Origin of the sequence: Thioalkalivibrio sp. ALE17, assembly GCF_000425605.1 — a bacterium.
GTDB lineage: Bacteria > Pseudomonadota > Gammaproteobacteria > Ectothiorhodospirales > Ectothiorhodospiraceae > Thioalkalivibrio.
This window is the reverse complement of sequence record NZ_AUDT01000003.1, coordinates 1-11,203: the sequence shown is the minus strand read 5'-3', so window position 1 is coordinate 11,203 and position 11,203 is coordinate 1. Positions and strand designations below refer to the sequence as shown.

At 63.6% G+C, this 11,203-nt stretch carries 15 protein-coding genes and 1 pseudogene; 9 read left to right on the top strand and 7 right to left on the bottom strand.

The window, feature by feature from the left end:
- Positions 1-17 precede the first annotated feature (17 nt).
- Positions 18-341, top strand: a complete 324-nt coding sequence (locus H609_RS0103245) for a hypothetical protein (RefSeq protein WP_028484311.1) — start codon at positions 18-20, stop codon at positions 339-341.
- A 7-nt stretch (positions 342-348) separates the two neighbouring features.
- Positions 349-759, top strand: a complete 411-nt coding sequence (locus tag H609_RS0103240) for a type IV pilin protein (RefSeq protein ID WP_019584563.1) — start codon at positions 349-351, stop codon at positions 757-759.
- 354 nt (positions 760-1,113) lie between these two features.
- On the opposite strand, the gene H609_RS0103235 is transcribed toward H609_RS0103240, so the two are convergent.
- Complete coding sequence (locus tag H609_RS0103235; RefSeq protein WP_028484310.1) at positions 1,114-1,545, bottom strand: putative toxin-antitoxin system toxin component, PIN family; 432 nt, start codon at positions 1,543-1,545, stop codon at positions 1,114-1,116.
- Entirely contained in the window at positions 1,542-1,778 is a 237-nt protein-coding gene (locus H609_RS0103230) for a ribbon-helix-helix protein, CopG family (RefSeq protein ID WP_028484309.1), read from the bottom strand. Before H609_RS0103230 ends, H609_RS0103235 begins: the two co-directional genes overlap by 4 nt.
- A 713-nt stretch (positions 1,779-2,491) precedes the next feature.
- On the opposite strand from H609_RS0103230, the gene H609_RS0103225 reads away from it, so the two are divergent.
- The 4 genes from H609_RS0103225 (at position 2,492) to H609_RS0103210 (ending at position 3,958) form a co-directional block, all read left to right on the top strand.
- Entirely contained in the window at positions 2,492-2,722 is a 231-nt protein-coding gene (locus H609_RS0103225) for a type II toxin-antitoxin system Phd/YefM family antitoxin (RefSeq protein ID WP_019584583.1), read from the top strand.
- A 1-nt stretch (position 2,723) separates the two neighbouring features.
- Entirely contained in the window at positions 2,724-3,110 is a 387-nt protein-coding gene (locus H609_RS0103220) for a type II toxin-antitoxin system VapC family toxin (protein WP_019584584.1), read from the top strand.
- 199 nt (positions 3,111-3,309) lie between these two features.
- On the top strand, positions 3,310-3,621 hold the full coding sequence (locus H609_RS0103215; protein WP_019584585.1) for a nucleotidyltransferase family protein: 312 nt from the start codon (positions 3,310-3,312) through the stop codon (positions 3,619-3,621).
- On the top strand, positions 3,611-3,958 hold the full coding sequence (locus H609_RS0103210; RefSeq protein WP_019584586.1) for a DUF86 domain-containing protein: 348 nt from the start codon (positions 3,611-3,613) through the stop codon (positions 3,956-3,958). Before H609_RS0103215 ends, H609_RS0103210 begins: the two co-directional genes overlap by 11 nt.
- A 226-nt stretch (positions 3,959-4,184) precedes the next feature.
- On the opposite strand, the gene typA is transcribed toward H609_RS0103210, so the two are convergent.
- On the bottom strand, positions 4,185-6,005 hold the full coding sequence (typA, locus tag H609_RS0103205) for a translational GTPase TypA (RefSeq protein WP_028484308.1): 1,821 nt from the start codon (positions 6,003-6,005) through the stop codon (positions 4,185-4,187).
- Positions 6,006-6,281: 276 nt separating this feature from the next.
- Between typA and H609_RS0103200 the strand changes: the two genes are divergently transcribed.
- Complete coding sequence (locus H609_RS0103200; RefSeq protein WP_028484307.1) at positions 6,282-6,512, top strand: hypothetical protein; 231 nt, start codon at positions 6,282-6,284, stop codon at positions 6,510-6,512.
- A 72-nt stretch (positions 6,513-6,584) separates the two neighbouring features.
- Here H609_RS0103200 and H609_RS0103195 read toward each other — a convergent pair whose 3' ends face one another.
- From H609_RS0103195 to speA, 4 genes are all read right to left on the bottom strand, one after another.
- Positions 6,585-6,911, bottom strand: a complete 327-nt coding sequence (locus H609_RS0103195) for a type II toxin-antitoxin system PemK/MazF family toxin (protein WP_018865501.1) — start codon at positions 6,909-6,911, stop codon at positions 6,585-6,587.
- A complete protein-coding gene (locus H609_RS13300) occupies positions 6,905-7,132 on the bottom strand; it encodes an AbrB/MazE/SpoVT family DNA-binding domain-containing protein (RefSeq protein WP_231366537.1) in 228 nt (75 codons plus the stop codon). Before H609_RS13300 ends, H609_RS0103195 begins: the two co-directional genes overlap by 7 nt.
- Before the next feature lie 301 nt (positions 7,133-7,433).
- Positions 7,434-7,682: a YcgL domain-containing protein gene (locus tag H609_RS0103185; protein ID WP_018878593.1), complete on the bottom strand. Its 249-nt coding sequence runs from the start codon at positions 7,680-7,682 to the stop codon at positions 7,434-7,436.
- 4 nt (positions 7,683-7,686) lie between these two features.
- The gene (speA, locus tag H609_RS0103180; RefSeq protein WP_028484306.1) at positions 7,687-9,591 is read right to left on the bottom strand and encodes a biosynthetic arginine decarboxylase; all 1,905 of its coding nucleotides are present in this window, start codon (positions 9,589-9,591) and stop codon (positions 7,687-7,689) included.
- 252 nt (positions 9,592-9,843) lie between these two features.
- On the opposite strand from speA, the gene speE reads away from it, so the two are divergent.
- Both speE and H609_RS0103170 read left to right on the top strand, forming a co-directional pair.
- A complete protein-coding gene (gene speE / locus H609_RS0103175) occupies positions 9,844-10,695 on the top strand; it encodes a polyamine aminopropyltransferase (protein ID WP_028484305.1) in 852 nt (283 codons plus the stop codon).
- A gap of 275 nt (positions 10,696-10,970) precedes the next feature.
- Positions 10,971-11,203: pseudogene (locus tag H609_RS0103170) on the top strand (IS110 family transposase); the annotation flags it as partial.

Sequence of the window (11,203 nt, the reverse complement as noted above, 5' to 3'; positions counted from 1 at the left end):
GGAAGGGACCAAGCTCCATGCCGAACATGACCCGTATTCGCAAAAAGCCGCTTCTGCTGGGCTCCCTTTTTTTCCTGGCCTTCTCAGCTAGCAATGCTGCGGATGACTACCAAGGTTTCTTGGTCGGCCAGGTCACGGCCGTGAACCCGACCGCATACACCATCACCATTGATAGAACCACGTACCGTGTACCGCACACCACAGCCTTCTACAAAGATGACGGGAGGAGCGGGTTGCAGGATGTCCAGGAGGGGCTCTGGATTCGCTTCCAACCTGTGGAGGCAGCATCGGGTTTGCCCCGGATCGAGAACCCCACGCTGTTTTCCTCCCCGCAGGAGTAGCTAAGAGATGCGAATCACCCAGCCAAAGGGCTTTACCCTGATCGAATTGATGATCGTCGTGGCGGTTATCGCCATACTCGCGGCGATCGCCTATCCCGCATATCAGCAATATGTCATTAACTCGTACCGGGCAACAGCAGGAGGCTGTCTCACGGAGATCGCGCAAACTCTGGAGCGGCGGTTCACGAGCACCATGAGTTACGCAGGCGCCTTACCGAACCGAGGCTGCATGACCGAAGGCGATATGGCCAATCGCTATTCCTTTGGGCCGGACCCTATACCGAACGCCACCGAATTTACACTCATCGCCCAACCACAAGGTGTGCAGGACACCGGCGATAACTACAATTGCGGGGACCTCGAGTTAGATCATCGTGGCGTCCGGGATGCCGACGGCGACGTGGATCGGTGCTGGTAGCAGGCCGTCACTTACCCATCCGCGGAAACGGGGACAGATTAACTTTCCGTCTCGGGACCGGAAACGGGGACAGATTTATTTTCGGGACCGGAAACGGGGACAGATTTATTTTCCGTCTCCATCCCTGCTGTTTTCCTCGGCCTTGCGCGGCTTTCCGATACGTTGCGTCTGGTAGCTGGCGCTCAAGCCTTGTTCGGAGCCTCTCTACAGCCGCGCCTTCCGCGCACGCGCCGATAACCCATGGAGGCCCCGGATAATCGCTTCGCTGTTTCCAGGATGACGCCGTTTAGAATCGCGTGGCCCGGGGATCCGAGATCACGAACCCAAAATAACAAACTCCGCCCGCGCACCTAATCAGCTCGTTTCAAACAGCTCAAGGCCCGCCTCGGGCGTAACGACACGCCCCAGCGCAAATGGCTGTTGGACCAGCAGCTTGTCGCCCGTCACCAGGGTGCTGCGCGGGTGGCAAGCCAGCAGATCCCACAGGTGAGCATCTCCGGCATCCGGGGCCGAAATCGATGTGGGGCTCGGCTCACGCCAGATCGCATTGGCGACCAGCTCGGTCACCAAATCATCGATATGCGAGTCCGAAAGGCCATGCAGCCGAACCAGCGACGGCCGCAAGAGAACCCTGCGATATTCGGATATCAGGTCAGGCGAAGTCAGGAAAGGAAAATGTCCCGCCAGCATCCCGTCCAAGACACGGCACACGGGTGAGCGTGGCACACTGGACAGAAGCCCCGCCACCACAACGTTGGTGTCAACCACCAGCGTCCACGGCTTCATCGGCCGCGCTCGGAACGGGTCTCCTCCAACGCTCGAGCCATGGCATCTTCTTCGCTTAGCGCTGCGCGCTTCCGAGCCGAGGCCACTAAGTTCCGCGCTTCGCTACGGGTACGAATCCCGCGATAGACCAGGCTCTCCTCGATAATCGAGGCGATGGAACGGTGCTGCCGCGCCGCCGCCTCTTTCAGGGCCTGATGCAGCTGGTCGTCCAGGGTGATGGTTAATCGGCTCATCGAAGCCCTCCAGACGGGCTGAATCGTGCACACCAAAACACCATAGCACCGGATGAGAGCGGAGGCCAGATCACCTCGTGCAGCACGATCCAGCCGAAGGAGACCCCGGATAACTGGAAGAAAGAGGACACCCGTCTCCTCGAACAGCCCTCCTGGTCACATGCCGCTGCAGCCCTCGTCTCCCGCAGGAGCCCGGCCCTCTGGGCGATGGGGCGCTGGACGCACCTGATCGGCGAGAGGGCTCGCCTCCTACAGCTGGCGGGGAACGGAAGGGACGCCCATCTGCTTCCAGACGCCGCACCGTCCTCCCGGCTGCAGCGCAGCGATGAGCCGGGATCTCCGGCGCTGGACATACCCCGGGATCCGCGCAATCCCCGGCGCAGGGGAACCCGGATAACCGTTGCGCGGGCTCGGGGATGGCGGCAGAGGGCAGGACGTAAAAAAAGCGCCCGGCGGATGCGATCCGGCCGGGCGCTTTTTGGTTCCGCCTTGGGTCTAGCTTCAGGCGGTTGCGGCGGCGCGGGAGGCCTTTTTGCGTTCGTGCTCCAGCAGGAACTTCTTGCGGATACGTGGAAAGCCTTCGGGGTCAAACCTTGCCTTTTGCGCCGGGCCTGGCGGAGACCCAATCGACGGAATGACCCGCTGAAACGATTGATTGATGCAACGCCGGCATATAGGCTTAGTCATAGGACTTAGTCAGATTAGGCGAACTCATGAGCACGACAGTCAACGTACACGAAGCAAAGACGCACCTGTCGCGACTGCTGAAGCGCGCGCATGACGGCGAGGAGATCATCCTGGCGAAGTCCGGGCGGCCGTATGCGCGGCTGGTGCCGCTGGAGTCCCCTCCGGTGCAGCGCCAACCCGGGCGTGTAAAGGGCCAGGTCGAAGACGCATTCTTTGATCCCTTGCCGGAGGATGAACTCGCCGGCTGGGAGCAATAGCGTGCGAATCCTGCTCGACACTCATGCGCTGCTATGGTGGTTCACTGACGATGTTCGGCTTTCAGCACGCGCACGAGAAGTCATTGGAGACCCGGAGTGCACCGCCCTGGTAAGCGCTGCCAGCGCATGGGAGATCGCGACCAAGCATCGCCTGGGCAAACTGCAGATTGGCGGTGTGGTCATCCAGCGCTTTGATGAACTGGTCACCGCAGATGGCTTTACGCATCTGGCCGTGAACTACTCGCAAGCGATCCACGCTGGGACGTATTCTGTCGACCATCGCGACCCGTTCGATCGCATCCTGGCTGCCCAGGCGGAACTCGAGCAGATCCCTTTGCTGACCACCGACCCGGCCTTGCGCGACTTCCCGATACGCTGCATCTGGTAATACAGGAACCGGGGAAAGGTTTGTTTTCCGTCTACATTCCTGCTGGTGTTCTGGACCCTCGAACGGCGCACCCCTGCCCGTACCGCTCCGGAGGGTGTACCCCCTCTCAGCGGGCCAGCCGGAGCATCAATCGATGCATAGCCTTCTGGCTGCGCTCCCGGCGTGACTGTCGTATCGTATGTTGGCAGGAGGCCCAGGCATGCATCCTTTGATTCAACAACATCGCAACGCGCTCGAATCGGTATGCCGTCACTTCGGTGTGTCACGGCTGGACGTTTTCGGGTCTGCGGCTCGCGGGGAAGATTTCGACCCTGAACGTTCGGACGTGGATTTCCTCGTGGAATTCGGGCCGGATCAGACCGGATTGTCCCTCGAGCAATTCCTCGGTCTGCGCAGAGAGTTGAGCGACATTCTTGGACGGCCCGTGGACTTGGTGACGCCGCAAAGTGTGACCAACCCGTATGTCCTCGCGGATATCGAGCGAACCCGGGAAGCAGTCCATGCGGCGTGATCCGCGGGCGTACCTTTGGGACGCACGTGAGGCCGCGCGACGCGTGGCGGAATTCGTGAAGGACACAGACGAAGAGGACTACATAGCCAGCGATCTGATGCGCTCCGCCGTTGAGCGGCAGCTGGAGATTCTGGGCGAGGCTCTGGGCCAGCTCGAAAAGGCGGATCCCAACATGGCCCGACAGATTCCACAATTGAGGGCGGCTGTGGATCTGCGAAACCTGCTGATCCATGGTTATGCCAAGATCGACAGCCGCATTGTCTGGAACACTGCCACGACTGACGTCCCGGTTATGGTCCGGGAACTGGACGGTTTACTGCAGCAACTGGATGGGTGATGCCTGCAATGGCGGCTGTCAGGTTCAAGCGCGAGCTGCAGGCGCAAACTTTGCCTGTTTTACCCCCTCGGCGAAGTACACATACCGATCCCGACCAAACGCTTTGCAACTCCCTGGTTGAAGAAGGACCTGGTTCCAGCGGACAAGACACAAAAAAACGCCCGGCGGATGATCCGACCGGGCGCTTCTCTTTGCCTTGCCCACTGGCGGGGCGTTGGCGGCGGCCTTACGCCGAGGCGGCGCGGGAGGCCTTCTTGCGTTCGTGCTCCAGCAGGAACTTCTTGCGGATACGCAGGTTTTCCGGGGTCACCTCGACCAGTTCGTCGTCGTCGATGAACTCGATGGCCTGCTCCAGCGTCATGCGGATCGGCGGGGTCAGCTGGATGTTCTCGTCGGTCCCGGCAGCACGGATGTTGGTGAGCTGCTTGGCCTTGAGCGCGTTGACGACCAGGTCGTTCTCGCGCGAGTGCAGGCCGATCACCATGCCTTCGTAGACTTCTTCACCGGGGCCGATGAACAGCTTGCCACGGTCCTGCAGGTTGAACAGGGCAAAGCCCAGGGCCTTGCCGGCGGCGTTGGCGATCAGCACGCCATTCTGGCGCGAGGCCACCGCCCCGGACTGATACGGGCCGTAGTGGTCGAAGATATGGTGCAGGATGCCGGTACCGGAAGTGGCGGTCATGAACTCGGTCTGGAAGCCGATCAGGCCGCGCGACGGGACGATGAAGTCCAGGCGCACGCGGCCCTTGCCGTCCGGAACCATGTTGGTCATCTCGCCTCGGCGCTCGCCGAGCTTCTCCATGACCGTGCCCTGGTGCTGCTCCTCGACGTCCACGGTGACCGACTCGTACGGCTCCTGCTTCACGCCGTCGACTTCCTTGATGACCACCTCGGGGCGCGCGACGGCCAGCTCGTAGCCCTCGCGACGCATGTTCTCGATCAGGATGCCCAGGTGCAGTTCGCCACGGCCGGAGACCTTGAACTTGTCCGGGTCCTCGCCCTCTTCCACGCGCAGGGCGACGTTGTGCTTGAGTTCTTCCTGCAGGCGGTCGCGCAGCACGCGCGAGGTGACGTACTTGCCCTCGCGCCCGGCGAACGGCGAGGTATTCACCTGGAAGGTCATGCTGACGGTCGGCTCGTCGACGGTCAGCGGCTCCATCGCCTCCACGTGGTTCGGATCGCACAGGGTGTCGGAGATAAACAGCTTGTCCATCCCGGTGAAGGTGATGATGTCGCCCGCCCGGGCCTCCTGAACCTCCACCCGCTCCAGGCCGTGGAAGCCCATGATCTGCAGCATGCGGCCGTTGCGCACGCCGCCTTCGCGGTCCACCACCTTGACCGGGGTGTTCGGCTTGATGCGCCCGCGTTTCACGCGGCCGATGCCGATCAGGCCCTGGTAGGAGTTGTAGTCCAGCGAGGAGACCTGCATCTGGAACGGGCCATCCGCGTCCACGTTCGGCGGCGCGACATGCTTGACGATGGTCTCCAGCAGGCAGGTCATGTCGCCCTCGGTGACACTGGAGTCCAGCCCGGCAAAGCCGTTCAGCGCGGAGGCGAACACAATGGGGAAGTCGAGCTGCTCGTCGGTGGCACCAAGGCGGTCGAACAGATCGAACACCTGATCCACGGCCCAGTCGGGGCGCGCGCCGGGGCGGTCGACCTTGTTGACCACGACGATCGGCTTGAAGCCCATCGCGAAGGCCTTCTGCGTCACGAAGCGGGTCTGCGGCATCGGGCCATCCACCGCGTCCACCAGCAGCAGCACCGAGTCGACCATCGACAGCACGCGCTCGACCTCGCCACCGAAGTCGGCGTGTCCGGGGGTGTCCACGATGTTGATGCGGTAGTCCTGCCATTCGATGGCCGTGTTCTTGGCCAGGATGGTGATCCCGCGTTCCTTCTCGATGGCGTTGGAGTCCATGATCCGCTCGCCGTGATCGCCACGCTTGTCGAGGGTGCCGGACTGGCGCAGGAGCTGGTCGACCAGCGTGGTCTTGCCATGATCAACGTGGGCGATGATGGCGATGTTGCGAAGCTTCTCGGTCATGGAATACAAACTCTGGATACTGGCAAAAGGGCGGACACTATACAGACTTATGCGTGACCGCGCTGCGACTCCCGCGTTTTATGCGCAGGCTCCGCCCTCGCGCCTCCCCGCGGCCCCCAGCCAAAGCGATTCCGCCCCGGAACTACCGGCCACCTGAGCCCTGTGGCCAAGCCAGTACGGCACCCCCCGACCTGATCGCTGATCAGCACACTGGCCTCCGTTGAATGCACGTAGTTTTCGTGCTACGCATTTTTACGTGAGCCATGAGGATTCAACATCAAACAGAACATTACCCTGTCCCTCGACAAGCAGGTACTGACCGAACTGAAGGTCATCGCAGCCCGTCGTTCGACTTCGGTCTGCCGGCTGCTGATGGAGGAACTGGAGCACATCGTGGAACGATCCGAACGGTATGAGCGTTCCAAGCGCGCGGCGCTGGCCGCTCTGGACAAGGGCTGCCACTTCGGCGGCGAACGCCCGGATCGGGACGCGCTGCATGAGCGATAAGGTCTTCGTCTATACCAACGTCCTGTTCTACGCGCACGACCCAGGGCCTGGTCAGATGGCAGCTCACAAACGTCAGACGAACATTTCCAGGAGTTGCGGATGCCAGCTTGCGAGTTCGATCGAGCCAAGCGTGGACCCCAGACGCCGCTTGTCCACACTGCGGATCTGGTCCAGAAGAATACGGGCCGGGCGGCCCGCGAGCTCGACCTCCGGCCGGCATCCAAGGGGCTGCCCCTTGCTGGTGATCGGGGCCACCAGAACCCGTGGCAAGGCTGCGTTCATGTCGTCGGGGGAGACAATCAATGCAGGACGGGTCTTGCGGATCTCCGTTCCAACGGTAGGGTCCAGGTTGACCCAGTAGACGTCGCCGCGGCGAACCGGTGCGCGACGCCCTACCATTCCCACTCCTCGGCATCCTCGGCCCAGGGCGCGTCGGACCATTCGGGTGCATCGTCCTGATCGATGTCGTAGTGGTCGAACCAGCCGGCGCGCGGCTCGGTAATCGGTTCGATCACGATCCGGTGACCCTCGAGCCGCAGGTCGATCTCGTCGCGGATCCCGCATTGGCGCAACAGTGTCGCAGGTAACAGAACGCCGCGGGAGTTTCCGATCTGTCGCAAAGTTGTTTTCATGGCCTCCCCACAAACCGGCCGAAGTTATAACAATGTATCACCATGGGCGCCGTGGAGGCCAGATTGAAGCCCACCATCCGCTGCTGGCTCAACGCACCCCGCCTGCAGCCACCCCGCCCCGGTCATCCCGGCCGCAGCGCAGCGAAGAGCCGGGATGACCGAGGCTGGACAGCCCCCGAAGCCCGGGCAGCCCCCACCGCATGAGATCCCGGATAACCGCTTCGCGGTTTCCGGGATGACCGTCAGGGGGTAATCAAAGCACCTCGGCGGCGCATGGCTGCGCGGAGAGTCAGGACTCGGGTTCGTCTTCCGGGGGCGGGAACTGGAGGTGGAAGCCCTGCTCCTTGAGGTTAGCGAGGACCTTTTGTGGATCTTCCTGGGCCAGGGTGCGCTCGGGTGTCAGATCGAACTCCAGTGCGAACTCCAGGGTGCCGAGGGCGCGCATCACGCCTTCGGGCAGGTCGGAGAAATCGTCCTTCTCCGGGAAGTAGACATAGGTATCGGCGCGACGGGTTGCGCGGTAGACGTAGCACTGCATGGGTTCAGTCCTCGAGATAGGTGTAGCCGGTCAGGCCCTGTTCCAGCTCGGCCAGCAGCCGTCCCGCGGCCTCGCCACGCAGGCCGGCGGCGTCGATCTTGGCGCGAAAGGTGCGGCGCAGGTCATCCGGGGCAAAGTGCACATAGGAGAGCAGTTCGTCGACGGTGTCGCCCCTCTCCGGGTCCACCAGACGGTAGCCACCCTCGGGCAGCAGTTCCACGTTCACGGTGTCGGTGTCCCCGAACAGGTTGTGCAGATCGCCCAGGATCTCCTGGTAGGCGCCGACCAGGAAGATGCCGAGGTAGTACGGCTCGCGGTCGTTCCACGGGTGCAGTGCGAGCGTGGTATGCGTGCCCTCGCGCTCCACGTAGTGCTCGATGTGGCCATCGGAGTCGCAGGTCAGGTCCTGCAGCACCGCGCGCCGGGTCGGCCGCTCGTCCAGGCGATGCAGCGGCATGATCGGGAAGATCTGGTTGATCGCCCAGGTATCCGGGATCGACTGGAACACCGAGAAGTTGCAGAACACCTTGTCCGCCAGCTTGTCGATCAGCTCCGCGTGCACCTCCGCCGGCAGGGCCTCGGGCCGCGCCAGCAGGCGCTGGCACAGGGCAAAGTAGATCGCCTCGGCGCGGGCACGGTCCACCAGCGACAGCATCCCGCGGGCAAAGCGCGTCTGCACCTCGGCCAGACCATAGGCGGCATCGTGATAGATCTCGGAGGCCGGGCGCTCGCCGTCCTCCAGCAAGGCGCGCATGGCGGCGATCTCGGGCAGCTCGCCATCCTCCGCGGGCGGGACATCGCCATCCCCTGGGGCCGGCTCGCAGTCGATCACGTTGGTGATCAGCACCGCGTGGTGCGCGGTCAGGGCGCGGCCGGACTCGCTGAAGACCTCCGGCATGGCCAGCCCCCGCTCCTCGCAGATGCGCTGGAGCGGACGCAGGATGTTCAGGGCGTACTCCTCCACCGAATAGTTGATGGAGCACTCGTTGCGCGAGCGCGAGCCCTCGTAGTCGATGCCCAGCCCGCCGCCGACATCCACCACCCGCAGGGCCGCACCGGCCTCGGTCAGCGCGGCGAAATAGCTGGCCGCCTCGCCCATGCCATTCTGAATGTCGCGGATGTTCGCGATCTGCGAGCCCATGTGGAAGTGCAGCAGTTGCAGCCGGTCCAGCCAGCCAAGGCCGCGCAGGCGCTCGAGGATGCCCAGCACATCCGCCGCGGACAGGCCGAACTTGGCCTTCTCGCCGCCGGTGTTCTGCCACTTGCCCTTGCCGATCGAGGCCAGGCGCACGCGCAGGCCCAGTAGCGGCTCGACCTGCATGGCCTCGGCCTGGCGGATCACCTCCTCCAGCTCGGAGGGCTTCTCGATCACGATGTACACGCGGTGCCCGAGTTGCCTCCCGATCAGGGCCAGGCGCACGTATTCGCGGTCCTTGTAACCGTTGCAGATGATCGCCGCACCCGGGCGCGACTGCGCCAGCACGGCCATCAGCTCCGGCTTGCTGCCGGCCTCCAGCCCCACACGCGGGGTCAGCCCCTCGGCATCCGGCTGATCGCCGGCCGCCAGGATCTGGTCCACCACGCTGCGCTGCTGGTTGACCTTGATCGGGTAGATGGCGGTGAACGCGCCTTCGTACTCCAGCTCGCGCGCGGCGGTGTCGAAGGCCCGCGCCAGGCGGCGCACCCGGCCGTCCAGCACGTCCTGGAACCGCACCAGCACCGGCGGGCCCACATGCTCCTCGCGCAGGCGGCCCGCCAGCTCGTACAGGTCCACGCCGGGGTGATCCGGCCAGTCCGCTCGGCGCATCGCCACATTGCCCGCGGCGTTCACCTCGAAGAAGCCACCGTTCCAGTGATCGATCCCGTAGGTGGCGCGGGCCTCGTCCAGATTCCAGGGCGTGACGGTCATGGTGTTCCCGGATTTCAAAAGCTAGGAAAGTCCCGTCATTGCGAGGAGCGAAGCGACGTGGCAATCGCCTTCATCTCCACCCGAACACCAGGGGCGATCAGGGCAACCAAGCGCACTGCCCTCGTTCAGGAGATTGCTTCGTCGCCTACGGCTCCTCGCAATGACGAGAAGAACAGAGTTGCCCGCAGGATACAGGGCACTATCATAGCGGCGCATCATACCGTCCACCGCACCGGCAAGGGGAGCCGTCCAATGGCACTCGACAACAACTGGTTCAGCGAACCGCACGAAGACATGGCGCTGTCCCTGCGCATCAAGCAGAAGCTGCACGAGGAACAGACCCCGTACCAGAAGATCGAGATCTACGAGACCAAGGCCTTCGGCAACCTGATGGTCATCGACGACTGCGTGATGCTGACCGGCCGCGACAACTTCATCTACCACGAGATGATGTCGCACCCGGTGCTGTACTCGCACAGCGCCCCGAAGAACGTGGTCATCATCGGCGGCGGCGACTGCGGCACCCTGCGCGAGGTGCTCAAGCACGACGAAGTCGAGCACGCCGTACAGGTGGATATCGACGAGCGCGTCACCCGCCTGTCCGAGCAGTACTTCCCGGAGCTGTGCGACGCCAACAACGACCCGCGCGCCGAACTGCTGTTCGACGACGGCGTGCAGTACCTGAAGGACGCCGCCCCCGGCTCCATCGACGTGATCATTGTCGACTCCACCGATCCGGTCGGCCCGGCCGAGGGCCTGTTCTCCACCGCGTTCTACAAGGACTGCGTGAAGGCCCTGGGCCCGGACGGCCTGCTGGTGCAGCAAAGCGAATCGCCGCTACTGCACACCGACAGCATCATCCGCCCGATGCACGACAGCCTGCGCGCGGCGAACTTCATCGACGCCCTGACCCTGCACTTCCCCCAGGCCACCTACCCCTCCGGCTGGTGGACCTGCACCATCGCCGCGAAGGACTGCCCGGTGTCCTTCCTGCGCGAAGAGGCCGCCGAAGAGCTGCCGTTTATCACGCACTACTACAACGCCGCGATCCACCGCGCCGCTGGTGCCACCCCGGAGTTCTTCCGTCGCAAGCTGTTCGCCTGATCGCGCGCCAGCGCCGGGGCCACCCACAGAGATCGCCACGGCGCTGTGCGCCTCACCATGACAGTACTTTTCCCGTCATGGTGAGGCCCCGCCGGGGCCGTGGCCATCTCGTAACGAAACCTCCGACGCTCGCCCGGGCCAACGCCGGGGCCACCCACGGAGATCGTCACGGCGCTGCACGCCTCAATGGGATGGACGCCCCCGCCCTATTACGGCATCGCGATGTGCCAGAGTGGGGGTGATCACTCTCACTCGAAGAAGACGGAGGCGTCCACATGCAGGTTACAACACTCGGTATTGATCTCGCGAAGAACGTGTTCCAGGTCCACGGTGTGGATGCGCAGGGCCGGCAGGTGTTTTCGAAGGCGCTGCGGCGCAGCCAGTTGCGCAACTTCGTCGCCCAGCTGCCGGCCTGCCGGATCGGCATGGAGGCCTGCGGGAGTGCCCATTACTGGGCGCGTGAGTTGCAGGCGCTGGGGCACGAGGTGCGGCTGATGGCGCCGCAGTT